This window comes from Burkholderia dolosa (assembly GCF_902499135.1).
GTDB lineage: Bacteria > Pseudomonadota > Gammaproteobacteria > Burkholderiales > Burkholderiaceae > Burkholderia > Burkholderia dolosa.
Genome location: NZ_CABVPR010000041.1, coordinates 1 through 26,642 on the forward strand (window position 1 = coordinate 1; position 26,642 = coordinate 26,642).

The window sequence follows — 26,642 nt, forward strand, 5'->3', positions numbered from 1 at the left end:
GGCACAAAAGCGGACATTTCTATGTAGCTAAAAGCGGACATTACTATCTAGCCACTACAATCGTTTCTGGCGATAATCTACCTTATGTCAACTATCGGCGATTACCTCGTCTTGCCGCCTCTACGCTCAACCACACAACGAAACCGACCAAGAAAAACGCGCGCCGCGGAAAACCGTCGGCGCGCGTTCGGCGAATCGCCCGTCAGCCGCTCAAACCGCCATCACGGTCACCGACTTCGTCACCAGATACGGCTCCAGCGCTTCCGGACCGCCCTCGGACCCATAACCGGAATCCTTCACGCCGCCGAACGGCATTTCGGGCCAAGGCGTCGCAGGCTGGTTGATCCACAGCATCCCGACCTCCAGGCGCTGCGTAAGCAGATGCACGTTCGCGAACGAGCGCGTGAACGCGTAGCCGGCCAGCCCGTACGGCAGCCGGTTCGCCTCGGCGATCGCGTCGTCGAGCTTGTCGAAGCCGCGGATCGCCGCGACCGGACCGAACGGCTCGTTGTTGAACACGTCCGCTTCGAGCGGCACGTCCGCGATCACGGTCGGCGCGAAGAAGTTGCCTTCGGAGCCGATTCGCTCGCCGCCGGTTTCGATGCGCGCACCGACCTTGCGCGCGTTGTCGACCACCGATGCCATCGCGGTCAGCCGCCGCGGGTTCGCGAGTGCGCCGAGCGTCGTCCCTTCTTCGAGACCGTTGCCGACTTTCAACCCTTCCGCGTGCTTGACGAGCGCGCGTGTGAATTCGTCGCGGATGCTGTTGTGTACGAGAAAACGCGTCGGCGAGATGCAAACCTGGCCCGCGTTGCGGAACTTGGCGCCGCCGGCCGCCTTTACCGCGAGCGCGACGTCCGCGTCCTCGGCGACGATCACCGGCGCGTGGCCGCCGAGCTCCATCGTCGCGCGCTTCATGTGCTGGCCCGCGAGTGCGGCGAGCTGCTTGCCGACCGGCGTCGAACCGGTGAACGTCACCTTGCGGATTACCGGGTGCGGAATCAGATATGCGGAGATTTCCGCCGGATCGCCGAACACGAGGCCGATCACGCCGGCCGGCACGCCAGCATCGACGAACGCGCGCAGCAGCGCGGCAGGCGACGCCGGCGTTTCTTCCGGCGCCTTCACGAGGAACGAGCAACCGGTCGCGAGCGCGGCGCTCAGCTTGCGTACGACCTGGTTGACCGGGAAGTTCCACGGCGTGAACGCGGCGACCGGACCGACCGGCTCCTTCACGACGGTCTGCTGCGCGCCGAGATTGCGCGGCGGCACGATCCGGCCGTACACGCGGCGCCCTTCGTCCGCGAACCATTCGATGATGTCGGCCGCCGACAGCACCTCGATGCGCGACTCGGCCAGCGGCTTGCCCTGCTCCTGCGTCATCAGCTGCGCGATCGTGTCGGCGCGCTCGCGCACGAGCGCGGCCGCCTTGCGCATCGTTGCCGCGCGCTCGTGCGCGGGCACTTTGCGCCACGCTTCGAAGCCGCGCTGCGCGGCGGCAAGCGCGCGGTCGAGGTCCGCGATGCCCGCATGCGCGACCTTGCCGATCGCCTTGCCGGTTGCCGGGTTCACGACGTCGATCGTCTTGCCGCTCGCGGCGTCGACCCACTCGCCGTCGATCAGCAGTTGCGTATCCGTATAAGTCACGTTAGCCATCCACACACCCTATTTGCGTCGATAAAACGCGCGCGGCCGCGAACGGCTACGCGCGGGTTGACAGAAACAGCATCGCCGTCGCGTGCGACGCACGCGACGGCGCTCGTTCGCCGGCGGTCGCGGTACGCGTGCCGGCCGGCGCTCGCTACGTCCGGCTGCGCTCAGTGCACGGCCGACGTCGCTTTCCGAAGTTTCGCGACGTCCGCGGCCTGCACGGCCGGCGCGCCGTTGTTCCAGCCGGCGCGCATGAACGTCAGCACGTCGGCGATCTGCCGGTCGTTCAGCTCGTTCGCGAACGCCGGCATCGGATACGCGGACGGCACGCCGCCGATCACGAGCGTGTCGCTGCCGTTCAGCGTCACGTTGATCAGCGACGATGCATCGGCCTCGAGCACGTTCGGATTGCCGGCGAGCGGCGCAAGCAGCGGCGCGTAGCCGCGCCCGTCCGCGCCGTGGCAATGCAGGCAGTAAGCGTTATACACCTTTGCGCCGGGATCGGCCGCCGGCCGGGCCAGCGTCGCTTGCGTGGTCTTCGGATCGTAGCGGTATGGCGGCGCGCCCGCGCCGCCGGCCGCCGGCAGCGATTTCAGATAGCGCGCGATCGCGGCGAGATCGTCGTCGGTCAACGCCTGCGTGCTGTGGTTGATCACGCTCACCATCGAGCCGAACGCGGTCGCGTGCCGGTTCGCGCCGGTCTTCAGGAATTGCGCGACGTCGGCCTCGCTCCAGCGGCCGAGCCCCGTATTGTGCTCGCCGGTCAGGTTCGACGCGAACCAGTTGTCGATCGCCGCGCCGGACAGGAACGCCGCGCCGCTTTCGTCGAGCGCCTTTTCCTGAAAGCCGACGCCGCGCGGCGTATGGCACGACCCGCAATGTCCGAGGCCCTGCACCAGATAGGCGCCGCGGTTCCACGTCGCGTCCTTGGACGGCTTGTCCGCATACGGCGTCGTGTCGAGGAACACTGCATTCCACAACGCGAGCGGCCAGCGCATGTTCAGCGGCCACGGGATGTCGGACGGCCGGTTCGCCTGCTTCACCGGCTCGACGCCGTGCATGAAGTACGCGTACAGCGCCTTCACGTCGTCGTCGCGCAGCTTCGCGTACGACGGATAAGGCATCGCCGGATACAAGCGGTGACCGTCTTTCGCAACGCCCTTGCGTAGCGCGTCGCCGAACTCGGCCTCGGTATAGCCGCCGATGCCCGTGTCGCGATCGGGCGTGATGTTGGTCGTGTAGATCGCGCCCATCGGCGTGTCCATCTTCAGCCCGCCGGCGAACGGCACGCCGCGCGGCGCGGTGTGGCACGCGACGCAGTCGCCGGCCTTCGCGAGATACGCGCCGCGCGCGACGAGCGCGGCGTCCGCCGGTGCGACGGGCGCAGCCTGCGCGGCAGCGCCGGCCGATAGTGCGAACAGCGCGACCAACGAGGCGGCGAGCGCCTTTCCGGCATGTGTCACGGTGAGGATTCGCATGTCGTCGTCCTCCGTCAAGCCGTCTTCAACTGGTTGCCGACCGGCAGCTTGCGCAGTCGTTTGCCGGTCGCCGCGTAGATCGCGTTCGACAGCGCGGCCGCGGTCGCGGCCGTGCCGGGCTCGCCGATCCCGCCCGGCGCCTCGGCGCTCTTCACGATATGCACGTCGATCGGCGGCGTCTCGTTGATCCGCATCACGCGGTAGTCGGTGAAGTTGCTTTGCACGACGCGGCCGTCCTCGATCGTGATCTCGCCATACAGCGCGCCGGTGATCCCGAAGATGATGCCGCCCTGCACCTGCGCCTCGATCGTGCTCGGATTGACGAACATCCCGCAGTCGACCGCACATACCGCGCGCTTGACCTGCACCTCGCCGTCTTCGACCGCGACGTCGATGACGATCGAGAAGAAGCTGCCGAATGCATGCATCACCGACACGCCGCGCCCTTGCCCTTTCGGCAGCGGCGTGCCCCAGCCGGCCATCTTCGTCGCGATGTCGAGCACGTTGCGCGCGCGCGGCGTCTTGTCGAGCAGCGCGCGCCGGTACTGGACGGGATCGGTTTTCGTCTGCGCGGCCAGCTCGTCGATGAAGCTCTCGACGACGAACGTGCTGCGCGTCGGCCCGACGCCGCGCCAGAATGCGGTCGGCACATGGCGCGGCTCCTGCCGCACGTAGTCGATGAGCTGGTTCGGCACGTCGTACGGCAGATCGGCCGCGACTTCGACCGCGTCGGGATCGACGCCGTTCTTGAACGCGGGCGGCGCGAAGCGCGCGAGGATCGACGAGCCGACGATCCGGTGCTGCCACGCGACCGGCTTGCCGTTCGCGTCGAGGCCGGCCGAGATCCGGTCGTAGTAGTACGGCCGGTACATGTCGTGCTGAATGTCCTCTTCGCGCGTCCACACGACCTTCACCGGCGCGGCGACCTGTTTGCCGATCTTCACGGCCTGGGCGACCATGTCGATCTCGAGACGACGGCCGAAACCGCCGCCGAGCAGATGGTTGTGCACGACGATCCGGTCGGGCGGCAGGCCCGTCAACTGCTGCACGGTGTCGCGCGCGCGGGTCGGCACCTGCGTGCCGAGCCAGATCTCGCAGCCGTCGCCGCGGACGTGCACCGTGCAATTCACCGGCTCCATCGTCGCGTGCGCGAGGAACGGCTGTTCGTAGACGGCATCGATGCGCGTCTTCGCGTTGCCGAACGCCTTGTCGACGTCGCCGTCCTTGCGCGCGACCGCGCCCTTGCCGTTCGCGGCCGCGTGCGCGAGATCGGCGACGATGTCCTTCGTCGACAGCTTCGCGTCCGCGCCTTCGTTCCACTTCACGACGAGCGCCGACGCGCCGCGCTTCGCGGCCCACGTGTGATCGCCGACCACCGCGACCGCGTTGTCGGCGCGCACGATCTGCCGCACGCCGGGAATCTTTTTCGCGGCCGTGTCGTCGACGCTCGCGACCGTGCCGCCGAACACCGGACTGTTCACGATCACCGCGTACAGCATGCCGGGCAGACGCACGTCGAGCCCGAACTGCGCGGTGCCGTCGACCTTCTCCGGCGAGTCGAGCCGCTTCACCGGCTTGCCGATCAGCTTGAAATCTTCCGGCTTCTTCAGCGCGACGTCCTTCGGCACCGGCAGCTTCGCGGCGGCATCGGCCAGCTGGCCATACGACGCGCGTCGGCCGCTCGACGGATGCAGCACCTCGCCGTTCTCGGCGCGGCACGCGGCCGGGTCGACGTTCCACTGCTTCGCGGCCGCCGACACCAGCAGCGTGCGCGCGGTCGCGCCCGCGCGACGCAGCGGCTCCCACGCATAGCGCACCGACGTCGAGCCGCCCGTCAGCTGGCCGCCGAGCAGCGGATCGAGGAACAGCCTCTCGTTAGGCGGCGCGTGGTCGAGCGTCACGCTTGACAGCGATACCTCGAGCTCTTCGGCGATCAGCATCGGCAATGCCGTATAGACGCCCTGCCCCATTTCGACCTTCGGCATCACGAGCGTGACCTGGCCGCCGCGGTCGATCTGCACGAACGCATTCGGCGCGAATACGCCGGCGCGCGGCGTTTCGTCGGCGTCGCCGCCGATCACCGAGCGCCGCGCGTCGTCGCCGGCCGCCGGCACGCTGAAGCCGAGCAGCAGTCCGCCGCCGGCCGCCGCGCCGAGCGACATGCCGTAACGGAGGAACGAACGGCGCGACACGCGTGTGCCGGCCCGACCGGCTTCGATCAGTCCTCGCGACATGTCACGCTCCCTTCGCGGCCTGCTTGACCGCCGCGCGAATCCGGTTGTACGTGCCGCAGCGGCAGATGTTGCCCGCCATCGCCGCGTCGATGTCGGCGTCGCTCGGGTTCGGGTTCGACGCGATCAGCGCGGCGGCCGCCATCACCTGCCCCGACTGGCAATAGCCGCACTGGACGACGTCGAGTTCGCGCCACGCGTGCTGCACCTTGCTGCCGGCCGGCGTCGCGCCGATCGCTTCGATCGTCGTGATCTTGCGTCCGGCCACCGCCGCGACCGGCAGTACGCACGAACGTGCGGCGACGCCGTCGAGATGCACGGTGCACGCGCCGCATTGCGCGATTCCGCAGCCGAACTTCGTGCCGGTCAGCCCGACGATGTCGCGCAGCACCCAGAGCAAGGGCATGTCGTCGGGCGCGTCGACCGTACGCGTGTCGCCGTTGATGTTGAGAGTGACCATTCAGCCCTCCGGGGCCGGTGTAGTGTGGGGAGCGGCGCGGCGGGCGCGCCATGTTTTCATTGCCGTCGCGCGGCGCGACGGCGATTCGGCCGCTATCACTCGGCGACGTCGATTTCCGACAGCACGCGGATCGCGGGCGGCGCCGCGAACCAGTCGGCCGACTTCTCGCGGAACGCGGTGAAGTACGGGCTCGCCAGATGCGCGTCGAACGCGGCCTGATCGTCGTAGATTTCGAACAGATGCAGATTCGGCGAATCGCCCTGTTCGCGGAACAGGTCGTAGCGGCGATTGCCCGGCTCGGTGCGCGTGAGCGCGACCATGCTGCGCAATTCGGCCTCGGCGGCCTGCGCATGTTCGGGTTTCGGGAACAACGAAGCCATCACGTAAAGCGCCATGTTTTCACTCCTTCGGAAACGGAAACGAGAATGCCACAAGCCGGCGTCGCGTGACGCCAGCGTGCAAAAACGGACGCGCCGGGCAGCGCGCTCACGCCAGTTCGTCGGGCCCGACGCGCACGACGACCTTGCCGAAGTTCTTGCCGGCGAGCAGGCCGATCAGCGCGGCCGGCGCGTCGGCCAGATCGGGAACGACGTCTTCCAGCGCCTTCACCTTGCCCTGCGCGACCCACTCGCTCATGTCCTTCAGGAACGGCGCATAGCCGGTCGCATAGTGATCGAGGATGATGAAACCCTGCATCCGGATGCGCTTGCGCAGAATCGTCGTCATCAGCGCGGGCACGCGGTCCGGCCCGGCAGGCGGCGCCGTGTCGTTGTAATGCGCGATCAGCCCGCACACGGGCACGCGCGCGTCGTCGTTGAGCAGCGGCCACACCGCGTCGAACACCGCACCGCCGACGTTCTCGAAATAGACGTCGATGCCGTTCGGGCAGGCTTCCTTCAGTTTTGCGGCGAATGCCGGGTCGCGGTGGTCGAGACACGCGTCGAAGCCGAGCGTGTCCGTCACGTATGCGCATTTGTCGGCACCGCCGGCCACGCCGATCACGCGGCAGCCCTTCAGCTTCGCGATCTGCCCGACCACTGCGCCGACCGCGCCGCTCGCTGCCGCGACGACCACGGTTTCGCCCGCCTTCGGTTCGCCGATCTTCAGCAGCCCCGTGTACGCGGTGAAGCCGGGCATGCCGAGCACGCCGAGCGCATGGGACGGATGCGCGAAGTCGCGGCCGAGCGCGATCAGGTCGCTGCCGTCGGATAGCGCGTAGTCCTGCCAGCCGGCCGCGGCGACTACCAGATCGCCTTCGCGATACGCGGGCAGATTCGACGATACGACGCTGCTGACCGTGCCGCCGACCATCACGTCGCCGAGCGCGACCGGCGGCGCATACGACGGCGCGTCGCTCATCCGGCCGCGCATGTATGGATCGAGCGACAGCCACACGGTGCGCAACAGCACCTGGCCGGCGCCCGGCGTGGGCACGTCGCCGGTTTCGATACGGAAATCGTTCGCGGTGGGCGCGCCGACCGGGCGCGAGTTCAGCACGATTCTGCGATTGACGCTCTTGCTTTGCGGCATGTGAACCTCCGTCGAGGGAATGTGCGTGCGACTGGCACGAACGGATCAGAACCGAGCGACCGGACACGGATGCCGCGCATTCGCGATCGGACTGCCGTCGGCGCGGGTGCGTGAGTCGAGCGATCGAAGATGGATCGGGAAAGGCGTTGTCGGCATGAGTAGACCAGTCGTCTAGTTTGGGGTCGAAAATAAGGCGCGCCATCGCGCGCCCCGCTTACGACGATACGTCGTCATGTTCGGCTGGCGGCAGATTCAGCAGCCGTCGCGTTTCGACCATCGCTCGTTCGAGCGGCTTGCGGTCGCGGTGAATCTTCTCCAGCAGCGTTGCGCCGAGCCACAGTTCGTAAAGGATGGCGGCCGTGTACGCGGGATCGTCGACGCCGCTCAACGAACCGTCGGCCAGCGCGGCTTCGATGCCGCCTGCGAGCCGCTCGATGATCTGGCCGGTACCGCGCCGCAGTACCGCACGCATCGCTTCCGACAGATCCGACACCTCGGCGCCGAGCTTCACCGCGAGGCATTTGCCTTCGGGATCGTCCGCGCACTGCGTATGCAGCCAGTTGCCCCAGTACGTCAGCAGGCGCTCGGCGCCGGTGCCTGGCTGACGTTTGAGCAGATTGTCCAGATGCTCGAGATAGCCTTCGAAATACGATTCGAGCAGCGCCTCGCCGAATGCCTCCTTCGAACCGAAGTAATGGTAGAACGACCCCTTCGGGATGCCCGCCGCGGCGAGAATCTCGTTCAGACCGACCGCCGAAAACCCCTTGTGGAGCATGATCGGCTTCGCGATATTGAGGATGTGCTGGCGAACTTCCGCGCCGGACGATGCGTTCATGGCTGCGTATGGTAGCAACGATTAGACCGGTCGTCTAGCAGCGTGGAACCGACACGTCGAGCCGGGCTTTACCGACCACTCCGGTCGATGTCGCGGACCACGCGCACACGACGTTGCCCCGCGACTTCCTGCGATCGATCGAGAGGCGATCGGTCAGAGCATCCGTTTCAAGACGTCGTTTCCGGCCAGGAAATGATGCTTGAGTGCCGCAGCGACATGCGCGACGACCAGAGCCGCCAGCGAATAGCACGCGACTTTATGAATGGCGAACCAGTGGTCTGTGACCGGTCCGGCGGAGAACGGGGTCTTCACGAATATCGTCCAGAACAGCAGGTATCCATCCGGCACCATCATATAGCCGCTGACGAGCACGACGGCGACGAGCGCGTAAATCAACGAATGGACGAGGTGCGCGAGCGAACGCTGCTGCGGCGGAATGGAACGGGTCTCCGGCGGCGTGCGACGGAAGAACGACCACACGTACCGCACCGGAAACAGCACGATTAGGCATGTTGCGAGCGACATGTTCAGGGTCGACACGAAGCGCCAGATCGCCGGATGTGCGATGAAATGAAGCGAGACGCCTGCCACCATCGTGTACAGGATGATGGCTGCGAATATCCAGTGCATCGCGCGGGAGAGCCGGTCGTACCGGACGGGGGCTGCGGAGGGACGCAGCGGATAGGGTCGGAAAGCGGTAGACATGAATCGATCTCTTTCAGTGATGCCGACCGTTCGGCATCGTTTCAGGATCCGAATTGTCTCGACCGCCTTTTCGAACGGAAAAGATCGTGAACGATTTCTGAACGCGTCCGCTATACCGAATCGATCGCCGGCCGCCGCAGCACGCACGCGGCGCTACGTGCGCTCCAGACGGTATCCGTAGTTGTAGATCGTCGAAATGACGAGCCCGTTCGCCGGCCGAAGCCCGAGGCTCCTGCGCAGCTTGCTCACATAGGTGGCGAGCGTCGCGTCGTATTTGCGGTCGACGACACCCCAAACGTGCTTGATCATCATGTCCTTCGACACGATGCGGCCGATGCTTTCGAACAGCATCCGGGCGAGCTCGAACTCCCGCTGAGACAGTTCGACCGGCTCGCCGTCCACTGTCGCGACATACGTGCCCGCGTCGAGCACGAACTTCCCCAACTGGATGAGCCTGGCGCGCTGCGTGTCCGGATAGTATTTCCGCGCCTGCGCGCTCACGCGCGCGACCAGTTCGCGCTCGCGCAACGGCTTGACGAGATAATCGTCCGCGCCGCTGTTCAGTCCGAAAACGATGTCGTCCTCGCCATCGTGCTGCGTCATCATGATGATCGGCTGCGCGGCCGCAAACGACTCGCGTGCCCAGTGCATGACATCGATGCCCGACATGCCCGGCACGTCCCAGTCGAGCAGCAGCACGTCGACACGCCGGGCGCGCACCATCTCGACGAAACTCGCGCCGTCGTGGCGCACCTCCGTCTTGTAGCCGGCCTTCTCCAGCCAGCGGGCCACGAGCTCGGCCTGCGTCACGACGTCTTCCAGGATTGCAACGATCACGCTGTATTGTCCTCAATGTATCGGCGCAGCAGACGATGGGCCGGCCGCGCTCGGGGAACCGGCATCGGCTGCGGGAGGCAGGTAAACGAAAGCCCATTCGGCATAGCTGTCACGGTCGGCGAACGTCTCGTACGGCGTCGCGAATCCGGCACGCTTCATCGGCTTGCCGGACGCTTCGCTGAATACGCCCATGATTCCGCCGTCCGGCGCCTTCACGATGCCCCAGCGAGGCGATCCGGTCAGCGGGTCAGCATACAGGCGCCGCAAATGACGTCGTGTTGGCAGCGTACGGCGATCTTCGAGCAACGCGTCGAGCGATGCCGGATAGCGATACTGCCCGGCGGCCGAGTAGTAGCGTCCGATCGCCGTCCGATATTGATCGCCGACAAAGAGCAGTTCGGCCTCTCGTTCGCGCTGCCGGACCGTGTGCCAGATGCGCGTCGCCTCGGTCATTCCGAGTCCGAGCGCCGCAACCAGCATCAGCACGCCGACGTACGCGATGCCGCGTTGCCGGCGCGGGCGCGGGCGCGGGCGCGGGCGCGGGCGCGGGCGCAGGTTACCACGTCTCATAGCTGCTTCCGTCGAGCGCTCGGCCCTTCGCGCCGCTCTTCACGTCCGCCACACCGCCGCTGTTCCCGGCGATCTCGATCCAGGAGTTGCGCTTGCCGGTGACCGGATCGAGCGGCACTTCGCGCAAATAACGCTCGTCGACGAGCGCATCGAGCGACGCAGGGCTGCGGCCGTGGTCCGCGCGGTAATCGTCGATCGACTGGCGCAGCGTGTTGAGGTTGTGACGCAGCACGGTTTCCTTCGCGCGGTCGCCCTGCTTCAGATAGCCGGGCGCGACGAACGCCGTCAGCGCCGCGATGATCGCCATCACGACCAGCAGTTCGACGAGCGTGAAGCCGGCGGTCCTGCGCGCATGTCTACCACTGGCTGTAAGGGACGCCATTCAGGCCCTCCTCGCGATTCGTTGAACGGATGTCGAATACGTCGTCGCCGGACGAAAAGGATGCGGGGTCGCTCGCGTAGCTGCGCGTCTCCCAAGTCTCGTCTGCCGCTTTGCCGTTGCATTCGCACATCGGATCGGCTGGAATCCGCCGCAGGAAATACAGCCGCGCGCTGCCGGGAGACGTCTTGTCCTCGACGCCGTCAACGAGCGTGCGAAGATTCGGCGGATAGCCGCTGGCGTCGGCGCTGCGCTCGATGCGTCCGTCGTCCGATGCGGCCTTGTACGCGTCGAGCGCCGCGCGGATCACCATCAGCGATCGACGCAGCTCGGCTTCGTCGGCGCGCCTTTTGACGAGTTCGTTGAGCGGCAACGCGACCGCTGCGAGCAGTGCGAGCAACGTCAAAGCGACCATCAGCTCGATCAGCGTGAAGCCGCGCATCCGACCGTGCATCCGGCGCCTCATGCGAAGTGCGCGCCACATGCTGACAACCCTTGCGTGTCAGCGTGTCGCGTCGCGCCGCGGATGCGTTCGTCGGCGGTCGACGCAATGCGAATCGCCAGCTGACGCGCGTTGCGCCGACCGGCCAGCGGCCCGGCCGGCGGCTGCGCTTGCCCACGCGTCATGCCAGCTCCCTTCGGGCGTGCGTCGGGCCGGTTCTCGTCGTCCGCCGGCTCTTCGGGGACGGCGGCTCGCGGTTCCTCCGCGGAGTCCGGCCGCCCGTTTCCGTTCGGCCGTGTGCCGCGCGTAACGGCGGCCGCGCCGACGGCCGTCGCGGGCGCGATCGGAGCGTCCAGGTCGATGCCGCTCGGCGTGGCCGGCCGCATGTCGGGCGTCGCTTCGAGCGTCAGCGCGTCGGTCGTCACACGCGTCTCCGTTCCGGACAGGAACGTGGTAACCGCCGACATCGGCAAGTCGAGGTTGCGCTCGATGTGCGGGGTAATCAGCAGCACGATTTCCGAGCGGTCGTGGCTGCGCCCGTGCGAGCCGAACAGACGGCCGACTATCGGCAGGCCCGACACGCCGGGCAAACCCGACGCGTTGTCGGTTTCGTTGCGCTTGACGAGGCCGGCCAGGATCTGCGTCTGTCCGTTTCTCGCGGTCATCAGCGTTTCCGCGTTGCGCGTGCCAAGCGAGTAGGCGACGAGGCCCGTCTTGGTCGTTTCCTTCGACAGGATGCTGCTGACTTCCATGTTGACCTTCACACTGACCTCGTCGTCGAGGCTGATGCGGGGCTCCACCTTCAGCATCAGGCCGACGTCCTGGTAGCTGACGGACTCCGTCACGACGCCGTTCGCATTCGTCGTCGTGACGATCGGCACGCGTTCCCCGATCTTGATGCTGGCCTTTTCCATATTCCGCACGCGGATCTTCGGATTCGCGAGCGTCCGCGTCTTGCCCTGCTTCTGCAGCAAATCGATTGCCATCGACAGTGCGCCGGATTCGCTCGACACGCCGATCCGGTCTCGGTTCAGACGCAGCAGGTCGCCGAGCGTCAGCGCGCCGCCGTCCGCGCCGGCGAGTGCGCTGAACTGGAGCTTTCCCGGATACTGAACGCCGAGATCCAGGCTGTCGTTCATGTTGACTTCCAGCACCTGCACGTCGAGCGTGACCTCGGACTGCGGGATGTCGAGGCCCATGACGACACGCTCAGCAACCTGCACCGTGTCCGGCGTGTCGCGCAGCACGATCGCATTGACGCGCTCGTCCACGTAGACGTCCTTCGGCTTGATGATCTGGCGCAGTGCGGCCATTACCGATTTCGCATCTGCGTGCGACAGGAAGAACGTCCGGACCGCGAACTCGGTATAGTTGCGCCTCTTGTCTGGCTGCGACGGATAGACGAGCAGCGTGTGCTTGTCCAGCACCTTCTTCTCTAGCTGGTTCGTGCGCAGCAGCAGATTGATCGCGTCCTGCGCGGTCGTGCGCTCGGCAAACAGCGTAGCGGGCTGGCTCGTATCGACGTCGCGATCGAACACGAAGTTCACGCCGGACACGCGCGAAATCACGTCGAAGATGTTCGACATGGGCTGCTGCTTGAAATTGAGCGAAACCGGCTTGCGCAGCGCGTCGGACAGTTGCGGACGCACGGACTGCCGCCGTTGCGATGCACGCATCAGCGAATCGCGCAACCGCTTGGCTTCGGCGTGATTCGGCTGTTCGGCAAGCACGCGCCGCGCGATTTCAAGCGCTGCTTGCGGCTCGTCGTCTCGGATACGCTCGGCGCGCGCGAGCTCGACTGCCGTCTGCTGGCGCCGCGTCACCCGTTCGAGTTCCTGGCGCGCGCGCAGGTTGTCCGCGTCTTGCTCCAGCACGTTGTGCAAATGGTCGATCGCGGCCGCATGGTTGTCCTGCAATGCATCGAGCTCGGCGGAGCGCAGCTCGGCACGCACGTATTCCTGCCGTGCGAGTGCGACGGAGGCGGCGACCTCGATGTTGTCGGGCGCGGCTTGGTGCCGCTGCTCGAGTCTGCCGAGCCGTTCGGCCGGCGTCCCGGTGCCGGCCGACGTCCCGTTGAACGGGAGGCTCGAGCATCCTGTCAGCGCGAGCACCGGGCTCAGCAGACAAAGGGTTCGTTTCATCATGGTGTCGGAGCGAGGTTCAAGTCGCGATTCAATGGGCGGGCGAAGAAAGCGACAGCTCGATGTCCGGGCCGTTTCCGGACGCAATGACGGCCGCTTCGCCGAGTCGTTTGAGCCGGTAGCCGTCGGCAATTTCGCCGCCCGGCAGAACCGCGTCCCGCACCGGGCACGCCTGCGCGCACAACAGGAAAGTCCTGCCGCCGCGCTCGAGCACGACGATGCGCTGGCCGCGTTCGCGCCATTCGCCGGCGATGCCGAACGGCATCGGCTGCGCGGCCGGCGCGGACTCGCCGTCCTGCTGCGCCGTGGACGGCATTTCTTGAGGCGCATCGGGCGCGGTGTCGGCGGCGACTACGTCTTCCGCACCGAGAGATGTCCACTGCTGAGAAGGGAACACGTCGACGACGTGCGCCGGTCCGGCAGTCTGTTGCCCGAAGACGCTGCCGGACGCGGCAGCGAGCGCCAGTGCGGCCGCCAGCCCGATGATCGATCGTGCCGTCATCGGTCGGGCCCCAGCAGGCTGACCTGCAGGTCGGCGTCGACGACGGGGTTGTCGACCTTGTCGCGCTCGATGACCACGCGCTCGATGCGTACCATCGGCTGGTCGGCGATTTTCCGCATCGCTTCGCGCAGACCGACGTAATGACCGGCCAGCGCGATGTCGATCGTCAGGCGCCGCAGCTTCCCTTTGGCTTCGGTATCGCGTCGGTAGGTCGCCTGCTTGCGCTCGATGCCGTACTGCGACAGGATCTCGAACAGGGAATACGCTCGCTCGCCGGTACGCAGCTGTTGAACCTCCTTCAACGTCATGCCACCGGCACCGACGGCGGGGCTCGGTGTTCGTAGTTCGGCCAGCTCCTGCGCGAGCGCGTCGCGCATCGCACCGAGCCGCACGACGCCCGGCTGCAGGTACAGCGCGTGCAGGCCAAGAAGCGCGACGGCGGCGCAGGCGGCCAGCACGCCCGGCGTGCGCAGCTTGCGAGTCGCAGCGTACACGCCCCACCGTAGGCGTGCGGCGAGCGCTGTCGTATCGATGTTCAGATTCGTCATGGGCGTTCGATGCTCAGGCTGAAGTGAAAGATCTGCTTGCCGTCTTCTATTTTGGTTCGATGCTGAAGCAGGCCGATCTTGGGCTCCGGTTCGCTGGCGCTCAGGCGGCCGACGAACATGTAGATATGGGACAGGTCGGCGGCACCGCCTTCGATGCGCGCTTCACGGCCGCCGTTGTCCACCGTCAGCGATTTCAGCGCGATCTGCGGCGTCCATGCCTGCTCGATCCAGTCGATTACCGGCAGGCCCGATCCCTGCGAGCTCATCGTCTGCTCGGCGATCATGCGATCGATGTGCCGCTGCTCCGGTGTTTTCGCGCTCTCGCGCAGCCGGTCCCGCTCGATGATGCGCTTGCGCTGGTCTATCCTTTGCTCGATGCGATCGACTTCGTCGCGAAGCGCTTCCGCGCGTTGCCATTCGGTGCCGGCGAAAATCGCGACCGCGAACGCACAAGCGAACGCGATAGACGCCCAACGGGTGATGCGCAGGCGCGACGCGACGAAATTCAGTTCCTTGAGCCGTCTCATGCAGGCGCCTCCGCGCTGGCCGTCGTGGGTTCCGTCAACGCCGTCGGTGCAGTCGGTTCCGGCCACGCCGTCAGGTCCGTCTGCGCGATACGAGGCGGCGCGCCTGCATCGTCGCCAGCGCTGAACGTCGTGCCGTCGAATTGGCCTTCGTATGCGTCGACGCTCGGCGGTTGGCCGGCAAGCAGCGCCGCCGCAGCGAACCAGTCGGCGGCGCGCTCGCCGACGCGCGGCAGCGTGACCACATCGCGCCATTCGCCCGAGCGCCGGAAAATGCACGTCACGACGCGCGGCTGGCGCAGCACGAAGCCGAAATCGTCGGCACTCAGCTCGACGGCGTGCGCGCCGAGCGACGCCGACAGCGCGTCGTGAAACGAAGCGATTCTCCAGCCGGCAGCGCGGCTGGCCTCGACGAGCGCTGCGATCACCTCGTCGCATGCCGCCACCGCGAGCCGTGCGCGGCCGTGCCGCTCGTCCTCGATGCGTATGCGGAGCGCGCCGCGTTGCGCACGGGCGGCGAATAGCATGCGCGCATACGCGTCCCATGCAGCGTCGGATACGAGGCCTTCCTGCCACGGCAGGACGACGCTGTGCGACCACGGATGGCCGGCGACGACGTGAATGCGGTTGCATATCGGCAAGCGCGCTTTCGGCAATCCCGGCAGCAGGTACGACAGCGCGTCCGCCGGCCGTCCTTCGTGCGCGACGGCGGCATCCGGTGCGCTACCGCGCCGCGGGCGGCGGCCCGCGTGCGCCCAGAGGCCCAGTATGTCGGCGTCGATCAGCGCGGTGACGTCATTCCACGGCGATCGCACGCTGGACCTCCTGAAACGTCGTGAGGCGTGCACGGACGGCCGCGAGACCCGCATCGCGCATCGACTGGTAGTCGGGATTGTTCGCCAGCGCGAGCGCGCGCTTGTCCAGCGAGCGCTCGAGCAGCGCGGCTTTCAGCGGTGCGTCCAGCTCCAGCACTTCGGCGAGCCCGATCCGGCCGTGATAGCCGGTGCCGCGACACCTTTCGCAGCCGGTACCCGGCGTCACTTCGCGGCGCAGGTCGTCGAGCGATGCGTCGGCCAGATTGGTGCTGTCGGTCGTCGTGCTGCTGCAGCCCGCGCAGATGCGCCGGACCAGACGTTGCGACACGACGCCGTTGAGCGCCTCCAGGAAGGTCGACGGCTCGACGCCCATGTAGATGAAGCGGTCGATCACGCTGAAGCCGTCGTTCGCGTGCACCGTCGACAGTACGCGGTGGCCGGTGAGCGCCGATTGCACTGCGATCGACGCGGTTTCTTCGTCACGGATCTCGCCGACCATCACCGTGTCCGGATCGTGACGCAGAATCGAACGCAAGCCGCGTGCGAAGGTGAGCCCCTTGCGCTCGTTGACCGGAATTTGCAGCACGCCGTCGAGCTCGTATTCGACCGGGTCCTCGATCGTGATGATTTTGTCGTCGCCGGTGTTGATCTCCGACAACACTGCGTACAACGTCGTGGACTTGCCGCTGCCGGTCGGTCCGGTCGCAAGCATGAGTCCGTATGGGCGATGCGCAAGCGCCCGTATACGGCGCGTGGTCGGTGCGTCGAAACCGAGCACGTCGAGGCTCACGCCGTCGCCGCGTTGCGATTTGTCGAGCACGCGCATCACCGCGTTTTCGCCGTGGGTGCCGGGAATGACCGATACACGAAAATCGATGTCGCGGCCATGCATAACGACCTTGAACCGGCCGTCCTGCGGCACGCGTTTTTCGGCGATGTCGAGCGCGGCGAGCACTTTTAGTCGCGACATCGCCTGTGTCGCCGCGTCGGTGCCCGCGATGTGGCGAACCGCTTGCAGCACGCCGTCGATCCGGTAGCGGATGAACAGGCCGCCCGCTACGGATTCGAGGTGGATGTCGCTCGCGCGGCTCTGAAGCGCATCGTACAGCGTCGAGTTGACGAGTCGCACGATCGGGCTCTCGTCTTTCGCGATGCTGGCAAGCGAGATCGATTCGGCGACCTGCATGAACGTCTCGTCGGGCGCATCGATCGTCACATCGTCCATTAGCCGCTCGCTCGACTCGATCTCGTCGAGCACGCGCGCGACCTCGCCGGGCAGGCTCATTGCGACGCCGACCGGTTGCACGCGAAAACGGGCGAGCAGCTCGTCGCGGACGGCACGCGAGAACGGGTCGGCCACGACTATGCGCACGGTTCCGTCGATTTCGACCGGCAACGCGCGCAGCGACAGCGCATCGTGCAGCGGCAACAGGTCGAAACGAGTCGGCGCGGCGCGCAGCCGTGCGCCTTCGATCGGTTCGACGCCCAGGCAGGCCGCCACTTCGGGAAGCCGGGCAGCGTCGGCCCGCATCAGATCGTCGACGTACTGCGCGAAGCCGACACCGGATATTTCAAACTCCGCCAGCCAGCGTTGAACGAGGTGTTGCGTGTTCATCGTGTATTTCATCTCCAGTCGGGCAGCGGGATCGCATCGCAGCGCGTCGATGCCGCGATCGCTATCCGACGCTGCCTGCCAATTCGAAGATCGGCATGTAAAGCAGCAAAACCACCGCGCCGACCGTTGCGCCAACCGCCAGCATCAGCACCGGCTCGAAGATCTTGCTGATCGTTTCGATCGCGCGGTCGAGCGCGCCATCGTGAAACTGCGCGATGTGTTCGCACATGCCGGCCAGGTCGCCGCTTTGCTCGCCGACGCGCAGCAGGCGTTCGGCGACGGACGTGGTCAACGCGTGGGCAGTCAGCACGGCGGACACCGGGCGTCCCGCGCGCAGCTCTGTCAGTGCGGCGGCGATGCGCGGCCGCAACGGCTCGGGGAGCACTTTCCCGGACAGCGCGAGCGCGTCGATCACCGGCGTGCCGCCGGCAATCAGCAGGCCGGCGGTGCGATAGAAGCGCGTGAGCGCGAACAACGCACAGACGTTGCGCACCTTCGGCGTGCGCCACATCCACCGCTGCGTCGCACGCTTCGCGGCGCCCGAGCGCAGCATCAGCACGGCGCCCACGGCGATGGCGGCGGCCGAGATACCGACCGTTGCGCCGTTCTCCCTCAGCACGGTCGCCCACCACAGCATCGCCTGCGCACTCGCCGGCAGCGTAATCAGCGATTCGAACACGACCGCAAAGCGCGGAATCACGAAGAAGGCCATGAACAGCAGGATCGCGATGCCGACACCGATGACGACGGACGGATAGATCAACGCGCCGGTCGCGCGTTTGCGCATTTGCTCGATCCGCCCTTCGTATTGCTGATAGCGTTTCAGCACGATCGGCAACTGTCCGCTGTCCTCCGACGACGCTATCGTCGCCACGAGCAATGGCGGAAAGATGTCCGGCTGTCCGGCGAGTGCCGTCGAGAACGACTGTCCCTGCTTCATCGCCGCGATGATTCGATCGATCACATGCTTCGATGTCCGGCCCGCCTCGTTCTTGTCGCGCAGCGCCTCGAGCGCTTCGATCAGCACGAGGCCTGCATCGAGCAGCGTCGACAGTTCCTGCAGGAACAGCGCGAGACCGAATGCCGGCGCGCGCTTGCCGCCGAAGGGCCGCGCACGCCGAATCTCGATCAACACGCACCCGCTCGCCGCGATCCGGCGTCTCGCGTCCGCATCGTTGGCGGCTTCGATGGTCTGTTGCGTGACCTTGCCGTCGCCGCGGAGCACGCGCACCCGAAACGATTCCATTGCTACCTCCGCCATCTGTCGATCAGCGCGATGCGTCCGCGCCATCGCGGGTCGGCGCCCGGTACGCGGAGCACACGGGCCGCGATGAGCCGACGCCGTGCCGGCCGTCCTCGTAGCGGACGCGGCCGGCGGTCGTGGCCCCGGATGCGGGACGCGTACGCCGCCGTCGCGACTCTGCAGCGGCGTAACGCGCTACATCCCATATACGAGGTCCGCATCGCTACCGCTTCCTCCGACCCGACCGTCCCGGCCGAGCGATACGATTTCTGCTTCGCTGTCGCGACCCGGCACGTTCCACTGATAGGGGCGGCCCCAGCCGTCCTTCGGCACCTCCTTTGCCAGATAGGGCCCATTCCAGCCGTCGGCGTCCTGCGGCCGCTTGACGAGCGCGTCGAGGCCTTCCTGGGCGGTTGGATAGCGGCCGGTGTCCAGCCTGAATCGCGTGACCGCATCGGCGAGCGTTTTCATCTGCGACTCGGTCGCCCGGACCTTCGCTTTGTCGACCTGCGAGAAAAGCTTCGGACCGACATAGGTCGCCAGCAGCGCGATGATCAGCAGCACCACCAGCAGTTCGAGCAACGTGAAGCCATGCTGGCCTCGCCGGTTCATCCATTTCGTATCGTTTGTCGTCACGTTGTAAGCCCTCGGTTGAAATTGCGGCGTGTTTCCCGCCTCGAGCGCCGTCGCGTGTGGCGGTCGACCGATCACGCGTGGCGGCGAGCACCGGTTCGAGTGAACCGGTGCGCCGGTCGACGACGTCATTGTGAAAGCGAGCCGCTGGGGCGGCGATTTTTCTAAAGGAAATCTCAATACATCGGGCAATGCGCTACGCATGCGCGCACCGCGGATGACGGCGCGCGCAACTCCTGCCAGCCTTACTTGGCACACGTGCCGAGGTCCCTCCAGACCTTACCCGACTGGTCGCCGCCCGTCGTGGCCGGCACACCCGGCACCTCGTTTTGCGTCCACCAGCGCGCCTGATAGTTGCGTCCGTCGTGCTGTACCTTGGCGCCGCCCGTGTATGCCGTGCCCTCGCGCCACGCCGCATGACACTGCGCGCCTTCCGGGGTGTCGCCGCCGGCCAGCTTGAACGTCACGGTGTCCTGCATCAGCTTGCCGCCGTCGATCTGCGAAGTCGCCACGGCCGTATGCATACCCGCCTTCGCGTTCGCGATGTCGATGCGCAGCTCGCCCTGCATCCGCATCGTCGCCGCTTTGGAGCCCACCAGCGATTGCGTCGCGTCGTACACCTTCACGATGACTTTCGTGTCCTTCGCGTGGTTGAATTTCAGGAAGAATTTCGCAGTCGCCTTGCCGTTCTCGATCCTGAATTCCGGGTCGCTCGTGATACTGAAGCGTTCATCGATGCCCGTTGCCGGCTTTTGCTCGATCGTCGTTTCGGTACGGACGATGCCGCTGCCGTTCTTCGCGAACACCTCGTTCGCGCCGAGCCGCGGCTCGATGCGTCCGTTGTGCAGGAAGCCGGCCGACAGGTTTGCCGACTGCGTGCGGTTGATTTCCTTCGCGAGCAGCATCGGCCACGTGTTGCGTTCGCCCTCCTCCGCCTTCTCGATCGTCACCTTGGCCGTCATCGACGGTACTTCCCCGCCCGACTTGAAGACGCGATTGATCACCCTGTCCCCGGTCTTGAGGTCGATGGTCGGCGCGATGTTGCCGACGGGCGTCCAACCCGGCTTGCCCGGATCGACGGGGCCGCCGTCCGGCTTGATGTCGAGATCGACGACGTTGTAGAACATGCCGCTCGTATCGCCGACCTCCCACGTCGCAAGCATGACGTGATGTCCGGTACGGTCGGAAGGAATCGTGCAGTTGTGCGGTCCGATCGCGTCGGCCTTTTTCATGCCGCCGTCGACGGTACAAAACGGCGTGAGATCGAACTGGCCGCGCGTCAGCGGCATGTTCGGATTCCAGCCCTGCTTCGTCAGGTAATACTTGAACTCCTTCGTCACGTGCGGCGCCGTGAACGTCCACTTGAACTGGTGCGGGCCGGATGCGATTTCGTTGATCTTCCATCGATCGACCGACTGCTCGTCGAGTGCACCGAACATGTCCACCCCGGCACTTGCGATGTGTCCGTCCGGCGCGCCTGCTTGCGGGAAGCCCTGCCGACCTTCGATGCTCTGCGGATCCCATGTGACCTGGCCGCAGTTGAAGTTCTTCGCGGGGCCCTGCTTGGAGCTGCATAACAAGCTGCGCGACGGCGGATCGGACAAGAAGCCGTGGGCGAACGCGTGCTGTGCGAAGAACATCGATGCGCATGCAACGAGCGGAGAAAACGTGAAAAGCGTTCGGCTTGGAGTGCGATTTTTCATGGTTTGTATGTAATCGACCGCATCTGTCGATACGGCTTTCGAACGAGAGGTGGATCGGTACCGAGACGGTGCCCGGCTCGTAGGCGTCGCGTGTCGGCCGAGACGCGACGAGAGCCATTGTCGTGGCGACCGTACGGTCCGGAAATCTTCCTCAATGATTCATAAAATCGGCCGATCGGCTTTAAAAAATGAATCGCTGCGCGTTCGCGCGATTTCGCTGAGATTTCGTTGAGATTGATTGGCGGTGGCCGGCGCCACGAAAACAATGCGCCCGTCGATTCCGACACTCTTTCAATCTTTCGAGGAAGACGATGAAATTGCGCTCGAATATTCCATCTGCCGGTCGTGCACGCATCGACCGAGCATCCCGACCTGGGTCCACGCAACGACTCGCGTTCGCGGCCGTCGCGACGGCCGGCGCGCTATGCTTCGCGAATCCCGCGCTCGCGGCCCCGGGCAAACCGAGTCTCAAGCAATACGAGATCACGTCGAAGCCGCATGGATTCGTCGAGATCGATGTGCAGAGGGCCGGAAGTGCTCCCTACAAGGACATTGTGAAACTCAACGCGAAGGTGGACGTGCCACTACCGTTCGATATCTGGAGCAACGGAACTGCGGTGAAGGCGGTCGCGGTGATCGACGGTACCGTGGATCCCGCTTCGGAGGTCAGAATGACGCCGGGGAGCAGCCAGAACGGTACGGTGATCGCCAACGTGAAGACGCCGGGCGTGAAGAAGATGCAGGTTCGCGTGTTCGATGCGAACGGCGCGTCGGCCGATAGCGCGCCGCTCGACGTGGTCGTGTTCGACACGATTCCGGAACTCGCCGATACGCTGCCGAACAACGCGAGCAAGACGAACAAGCCGTTCGTGAATGCGTCGGGTTCGGTCGTCGGCGCGTATTTCACGACATGGTCGATCTACGACCGCAAGTACAGCGTCGACAACGTGCCGATCGAGAATTTGACCCACATGCTGTACGGTTTCATCCCGATCTGCGGCGGCGCATCGATCAACGGATCGCTCGCACGCGACGTGCCAAATTCGTTTCGCGCGCTGCAGCAAACGTGTGCGGGCCTACCGGATTTCAGCGTCGCGATTCACGACACGTGGGGCGAAATCGGCGCGACGCTGCCCGGCCAGACGGCCAATTCGAAGCTCAAGGGCGTGCTCGGCCAGATGATGGCCGCGAAAAAACGCAATCCGAATCTGAAGATCTTGCCGTCGATTGGCGGCTGGACCCTGTCGGACCCGTTCTTCCACATGCATGACCCGGCCAAGCGCAAGGTCTTCGTCGATTCGACCGAACAGCTGCTGCGCACCTGGAAATTCTTCGACGGCATCGACATCGACTGGGAATTCCCGGGCGGCAAGGGTGCGAACGGTGCGCTCGGCGATCCTGCAAAGGACGGTGCGCTTTACGTGACGCTGATGAAAGAGCTGCGGCAGATGCTCGACCGGTTGTCCCGGGATACCGGCAAAACGTACCAGCTGACGTCGGCAATCGGCGCAGGCAAGGACAAGATCGACGTGGTCGACTACAAGGAAGCCACGAAGTACATGGACTACCTGTTCGACATGACGTACGACTTCTACGGCGCGTTCAGCCTGACGGAGCTCGGCCACCAGACGGCGCTCTACGCGCCTGCCTGGCGACCCGACACCCGGTACACGACCGACAACTCGATCAAGGCACTGATCGAGCAAGGGGTCGATCGCAAGAAGCTGGTGATCGGTGCGGCGATGTACGGCCGCGGCTGGTCGGGCGTGTCCGGCTATACCGACGGCAATCCGTTCACCGGCACCGCGAAGGGACCAGTCGCCGGCGGATGGGAGCCGGGCATTCTCGACTACAAGGCCGTCGCGTCGAAGATGGTGGGGCCGGACAACAACGGTATCAACGGCTACGAATACCACTACGATCAGACGGCCGAAGCGCCGTACGTGTTCAACAAAAGCACCGGCGAACTCGTCACGTTCGACGACAGACGGTCGGTTCTCGCGAAAGGCGACTACGTGCGCAAGCACCAGCTGGCCGGCATGTTCTCGTGGGAGATCGACGCGGACAACGGCGACATCCTGAATGCGATGCACGAGGGGCTCGGTCACGACGGCGGCGCGTCGGAGAATCGTCCACCGGTCGCGGACGCCGGCGCGGACGTGACGGTTACCGGCCCGGCCACCGTGACGCTCGACGCGTCGAAATCCCGCGATCCGGATGGCGACAAGCTGACGTTCAAGTGGGAGCAGATCGGCGGAAATCCGCTGAAAATCGCGAACCCGGGCAACGTGAAGGCGACGGTCGACGTTCCCGAGGTGGAGCAGGATACGCGGTACACGTTCCGCGTGACCGTAAGCGATCTGGCGGGTTTGAAGGACTCGGCCCAGACCGTCGTGACGGCCAAGGCCAAACCGCCGATCGAGCCGCCGGAGGAGAATCGGCCGCCGGTTGCGCTCATCGACGGGCCGGCGCAGGTCAAAGGCGGTCAGGCCGTTACGCTGTCGGCCGCGAAATCGAGCGATCCGGCGGGCGGCAGCTTGACGTTCCAATGGACCGTTCCGCCCGGCATCGACGCGAAACCGGTGGGTGCGACCGTCAGCTTCACCGCGCCGACGCTTTCGCACGACCGCTCGTTTGCGTTCTCCGTCAAGGTCGGCAACGGCAAGCTGTCGTCGGACGCACGTCACGTGGTCCTCGTGAAGGCCACGGATTCGGGAGGAGAAGGCGGCAAGTACCCGGCGTACAAGCCTGGAATCCCGTACAAGGCCGGCGATATCGTGTCGAATCTCGGCAAGCTGTACGAGTGCAAGCCGTTCCCATACAGCGGCTGGTGCGCCGGTGTACCGGCCGCGTACGAGCCCGGTAAGGGCTCGGCGTGGAGCGACGCGTGGACGCCGTACGATACCGGTGAAGGCGGCGGTGAAGGCGGCGGTGAAGGCGGCGGTGAAGGCGGCGGTGAAGGCGGTGGCGAAGGTGGCGGCGACTACCCGCAATACAAGGAAGGCACCCCGTACGGCGCCGGCGACATCGTGTCGAACCACGGCAAGCTGTATCGCTGCAAGCCATTCCCGTACTCCAACTGGTGCTCGATGTCGGCATGGGCGTACGAGCCCGGCAAGGGCACTGCGTGGGATCAGGCGTGGGAGGTGTACACGAACTGACGAGAAGCGGCCGGCGGCTCGGACCGCCGGTCTGCCCTCGCGTCAGGCGTGGGCTTTTGCGCTTTTGCGATGTCCGCCAAGCCAGCGTCGTTCCGCTTCCGCTGCGGCGGTCGGCAAGCACATGCTGAAGCGGCTTCCCTCTCCCGGCGTAGACGTTACGTCGACCGAGCCGCCGTGGCGCTCGACGACCGTTTTCACGAACGGCAATCCGAGGCCGACGCCCCGGCTCGGATCGCGACACGCGCCGCCCGCCTGGAAGAACGGCTCGAACAACCGCGGCATCGCGTCGGCAGGAATGCCGATACCCTGGTCCTCAACGGCGATCGAAACATCGCCGTCGCCGGTGCGGATCCATACGCTGACGACCGTCCCGTCGTTCGAATACTTGACGGCATTGTCGAGCAGATTGGTCAACGCACGCAGCAGCATGTCCCGATTGCCGAGGACGAACGCGTCATGTCCGTCGTCGTTGGGCCCTTCGACGCAAATGTGTTTCGCGCTCGCGCTGTGCCACACCTGATCGATCGCCTCCATGGCGAGGTCGCTCGCCGACACCATCACATAAGCGGTCCGATCGAGATGTTCGGCACGGGACAACTGCGTGAAGTCCTGCGCGACACGCAGACTGTAGTTCACGAGCTTGTGCAGGTTCGCGAGGAAGTCCGGATCCGATACGCCGCCGCTGCTGTGCTGCTCGAGCAGCGACAGCACGGTCGACAGCGGATTGCGCAGATCGTGTGCCATGTGGCGTAGCGTCATGCGGTCACTTTCGACCGCCGCCTTGATGTTGTGAATGTCGACCAGGCTGATCATGCTCGCCGTGGAGCGACGGTGATCGCCGTCGTCGAACGGCGTGACCATCACCATGTAAGTACGGGCATTCAACGTCAGTTCGGCCGAGTGGATCCGCCCTGTCTCCTTTGCTGCGCGGATTTCGTGATATGCGGTGCCGATCACCTGCCGTACCGCGGCAGTGCCGTCGACATCGATCGATGCCAGCATCGCCCGGCCGCGTTCGTTGCACATCAGGAGCGTGCCTTCGTGTTCGATGAAAATCGGATAAGGCAGCGTGTGGATCACGTCGACATAGGTCGACTGCCATTCGCGAATGCGCGATATGGCTTCGGCAACTTCTTCGTCCGGCAATGCATCGCCTGCATCCACCGGTTGTTCGGCGCTACCTATCGCGTGTCGGCCCGCCATGCCGCGTAGACGACGATATTCCCTCATCAGCGCGGCGCTCAGGCTACCGGCCCGCCGCCAGCCGCAGAGGGCGAAGACCGTCACGCACATCGCGAGCGATGGACCGACCGGCGCCCAGTAAGCGCCGTGTGCAAGCAGCAGTGCCTGGCTTGCGACGTATGCCGCGAGCCACCCGAGCGCGAATCCGTACAGGCGGCGTCCCGGCACAAGCATGCAGATCAGCAGCATGCCGCTTGCAACGGCGGTGCTGATTGCGATGCGCATCCCGAGCGGAACGTTGCGCAACAGCCGGCCGTCCAGCACCGCTTCGGTCGCAAGCGCATCCACCTCCACGCGATGCACACGCCCGTCGCTGCCTGACGACAGGTGGAACACGCCCGACAATTCCGACATTCCGTCGCCGATGAACACGATGCGGTTGCGCCATGCCGACGCGGGAACGCGACCCTTGAGCACGTCCACGAACGAGTAGCGATCGAGATGGAAGTACAGCGGCAGGCGCAGGAGGATCGAGCCGTCTTCGACGTGTCCCATTCGAGTGACGTGCGGCTGCACGTGGCTGCGTATCTCGTTCTCGGGCAACGGCGCTTTTGCGATGCGGATCGCCTGCAGCCCGACGTGCGGAATCTCGTCGCCGTTGCCGATCGTGACGTAAGGCACGATGCCTTGCACCAGATCGTCGCTGCTGAGCACAACGCTGCGTTGGCCGAGCGCCGCGGCAGCCTCTCGCAGTCGACGTGCGGGCAGAATCACGGTATCCGCCCTGCCGTGAACCGGCGACACCTCCGCCGGCAATACGACGCGGCCGTGCGCAGCGATCGCGGCCGCCAACAGATCGTCATGCTGCGTCGGGGTAACCATCGTGATGTCCAGTACGACGCTCGCAGCACCGGACACGCGGGAAAGGATCGATGCATAGCCGGTACGTGCATAGCTCGCGTTGCCGCCCAACTCGTCGACGGTCTTCTTGTCGACCGCTATCACGGCGACCTTATGGTGCCGACCTCGATCGATATTCGACGAGACGGCGTGCCAATAGATTCGATCCAGCGGCGAGAACAGCGCCTCGACGGACGCGGTGCAACTGAGCGCCGCCAGTGCGGGCGTGCCAATCAGTGGCAGCCATGCGGCGCGTACCGACGCGGCGAATCTGGGAGCCCGGCGGAACCAATCAAACATAGGACGGCACTTCTCCCGATACGATGTCGTGCTGGAGGTCGACGTAGGTACTACGGCACATATGGCCACGAATATGTGTGTTGACGCGCATCATATTTTGGCTAATTTCCCCGGGGCGACAGTCTAGCGTCGTTTCCGCCGAACGGCACGTGTTGCGGCATGTCGTCGAACAGACGAGAACGCGTCTGCCGCTTGTCGACGGCAACCTAGCAATGCCGTTGCGAGATCGGGCGCTTTCGCGTCGCAGCGCGAACGAGC

23 protein-coding genes are annotated in these 26,642 nt (G+C 65.6%); 1 reads left to right on the plus strand and 22 read right to left on the minus strand.

The window, feature by feature from the left end; genetic code table 11:
* Nucleotides 1-210: 210 nt before the first annotated feature.
* The 21 genes from BUB20358_RS18375 to gbpA form a co-directional block, all read right to left on the minus strand.
* Nucleotides 211-1,656 carry an NAD-dependent succinate-semialdehyde dehydrogenase gene (locus BUB20358_RS18375; RefSeq protein ID WP_035974132.1) on the minus strand — a complete coding sequence of 482 codons (1,446 nt, stop codon included), beginning with the start codon at nt 1,654-1,656 and terminating at the stop codon, nt 211-213.
* A gap of 161 nt (nt 1,657-1,817) precedes the next feature.
* Nucleotides 1,818-3,128 (minus strand): c-type cytochrome, encoded by a 1,311-nt coding sequence (locus BUB20358_RS18380; RefSeq protein WP_006765950.1) that lies wholly within the window; start codon nt 3,126-3,128, stop codon nt 1,818-1,820.
* A 14-nt stretch (nt 3,129-3,142) separates the two neighbouring features.
* Nucleotides 3,143-5,362, minus strand: a complete 2,220-nt coding sequence (locus tag BUB20358_RS18385; protein WP_006765949.1) for a xanthine dehydrogenase family protein molybdopterin-binding subunit — start codon at nt 5,360-5,362, stop codon at nt 3,143-3,145.
* Nucleotide 5,363: 1 nt separating this feature from the next.
* Nucleotides 5,364-5,819 carry a (2Fe-2S)-binding protein gene (locus BUB20358_RS18390; protein ID WP_006765948.1) on the minus strand — a complete coding sequence of 152 codons (456 nt, stop codon included), beginning with the start codon at nt 5,817-5,819 and terminating at the stop codon, nt 5,364-5,366.
* A gap of 95 nt (nt 5,820-5,914) precedes the next feature.
* A complete protein-coding gene (locus BUB20358_RS18395; protein WP_006765947.1) occupies nt 5,915-6,214 on the minus strand; it encodes a putative quinol monooxygenase in 300 nt (99 codons plus the stop codon).
* A gap of 91 nt (nt 6,215-6,305) precedes the next feature.
* Nucleotides 6,306-7,349, minus strand: a complete 1,044-nt coding sequence (curA, locus tag BUB20358_RS18400) for an NADPH-dependent curcumin/dihydrocurcumin reductase (protein WP_006765946.1) — start codon at nt 7,347-7,349, stop codon at nt 6,306-6,308.
* A gap of 214 nt (nt 7,350-7,563) precedes the next feature.
* Nucleotides 7,564-8,184: a TetR/AcrR family transcriptional regulator gene (locus tag BUB20358_RS18405; RefSeq protein ID WP_006765945.1), complete on the minus strand. Its 621-nt coding sequence runs from the start codon at nt 8,182-8,184 to the stop codon at nt 7,564-7,566.
* A 153-nt stretch (nt 8,185-8,337) separates the two neighbouring features.
* Nucleotides 8,338-8,889 (minus strand): cytochrome b, encoded by a 552-nt coding sequence (locus BUB20358_RS18410; protein WP_006765944.1) that lies wholly within the window; start codon nt 8,887-8,889, stop codon nt 8,338-8,340.
* 153 nt (nt 8,890-9,042) lie between these two features.
* Complete coding sequence (locus tag BUB20358_RS18415) at nt 9,043-9,726, minus strand: response regulator transcription factor (protein WP_006765943.1); 684 nt, start codon at nt 9,724-9,726, stop codon at nt 9,043-9,045.
* Nucleotides 9,727-9,738: 12 nt separating this feature from the next.
* Nucleotides 9,739-10,296 carry a type II secretion system protein gene (locus BUB20358_RS18420; RefSeq protein ID WP_035974130.1) on the minus strand — a complete coding sequence of 186 codons (558 nt, stop codon included), beginning with the start codon at nt 10,294-10,296 and terminating at the stop codon, nt 9,739-9,741.
* On the minus strand, nt 10,283-10,678 hold the full coding sequence (locus tag BUB20358_RS18425; protein WP_006765941.1) for a type II secretion system protein: 396 nt from the start codon (nt 10,676-10,678) through the stop codon (nt 10,283-10,285). The genes BUB20358_RS18420 and BUB20358_RS18425 overlap by 14 nt, the downstream gene beginning before the upstream one ends.
* Nucleotides 10,653-11,129, minus strand: a complete 477-nt coding sequence (locus BUB20358_RS18430) for a prepilin-type N-terminal cleavage/methylation domain-containing protein (RefSeq protein WP_105774032.1) — start codon at nt 11,127-11,129, stop codon at nt 10,653-10,655. The genes BUB20358_RS18425 and BUB20358_RS18430 overlap by 26 nt, the downstream gene beginning before the upstream one ends.
* 8 nt (nt 11,130-11,137) lie before the next feature.
* A complete protein-coding gene (locus BUB20358_RS18435) occupies nt 11,138-13,258 on the minus strand; it encodes a secretin GspD/PilQ domain-containing protein (protein WP_105774033.1) in 2,121 nt (706 codons plus the stop codon).
* A 31-nt stretch (nt 13,259-13,289) separates the two neighbouring features.
* Complete coding sequence (locus tag BUB20358_RS18440) at nt 13,290-13,760, minus strand: hypothetical protein (protein WP_006765938.1); 471 nt, start codon at nt 13,758-13,760, stop codon at nt 13,290-13,292.
* The gene (locus tag BUB20358_RS18445) at nt 13,757-14,308 is read right to left on the minus strand and encodes a hypothetical protein (protein WP_006765937.1); all 552 of its coding nucleotides are present in this window, start codon (nt 14,306-14,308) and stop codon (nt 13,757-13,759) included. The genes BUB20358_RS18440 and BUB20358_RS18445 overlap by 4 nt, the downstream gene beginning before the upstream one ends.
* Nucleotides 14,305-14,835 (minus strand): hypothetical protein, encoded by a 531-nt coding sequence (locus BUB20358_RS18450; protein ID WP_035974128.1) that lies wholly within the window; start codon nt 14,833-14,835, stop codon nt 14,305-14,307. The genes BUB20358_RS18445 and BUB20358_RS18450 overlap by 4 nt, the downstream gene beginning before the upstream one ends.
* Complete coding sequence (locus BUB20358_RS18455; RefSeq protein ID WP_105774031.1) at nt 14,832-15,647, minus strand: hypothetical protein; 816 nt, start codon at nt 15,645-15,647, stop codon at nt 14,832-14,834. Before BUB20358_RS18455 ends, BUB20358_RS18450 begins: the two co-directional genes overlap by 4 nt.
* On the minus strand, nt 15,628-17,262 hold the full coding sequence (locus BUB20358_RS18460) for a GspE/PulE family protein (RefSeq protein ID WP_035975289.1): 1,635 nt from the start codon (nt 17,260-17,262) through the stop codon (nt 15,628-15,630). Before BUB20358_RS18460 ends, BUB20358_RS18455 begins: the two co-directional genes overlap by 20 nt.
* 61 nt (nt 17,263-17,323) lie before the next feature.
* The gene (locus tag BUB20358_RS18465; protein ID WP_035974126.1) at nt 17,324-18,508 is read right to left on the minus strand and encodes a type II secretion system F family protein; all 1,185 of its coding nucleotides are present in this window, start codon (nt 18,506-18,508) and stop codon (nt 17,324-17,326) included.
* 192 nt (nt 18,509-18,700) lie between these two features.
* Complete coding sequence (gspG, locus tag BUB20358_RS18470; RefSeq protein WP_035975287.1) at nt 18,701-19,117, minus strand: type II secretion system major pseudopilin GspG; 417 nt, start codon at nt 19,115-19,117, stop codon at nt 18,701-18,703.
* Between the two features lie 266 nt (nt 19,118-19,383).
* Entirely contained in the window at nt 19,384-20,841 is a 1,458-nt protein-coding gene (gbpA, locus tag BUB20358_RS18475) for an N-acetylglucosamine-binding protein GbpA (protein WP_006765932.1), read from the minus strand.
* A 311-nt stretch (nt 20,842-21,152) separates the two neighbouring features.
* Here gbpA and BUB20358_RS18480 point away from each other — a divergent pair, with 311 nt between their 5' ends.
* Nucleotides 21,153-24,002, plus strand: coding sequence for a glycosyl hydrolase family 18 protein (locus BUB20358_RS18480; protein WP_081293669.1), 2,850 nt, complete (start codon nt 21,153-21,155; stop codon nt 24,000-24,002).
* Between the two features lie 42 nt (nt 24,003-24,044).
* Here BUB20358_RS18480 and BUB20358_RS18485 read toward each other — a convergent pair whose 3' ends face one another.
* Entirely contained in the window at nt 24,045-26,384 is a 2,340-nt protein-coding gene (locus tag BUB20358_RS18485) for an ATP-binding protein (RefSeq protein ID WP_045552246.1), read from the minus strand.
* Nucleotides 26,385-26,642: the final 258 nt, after the last annotated feature.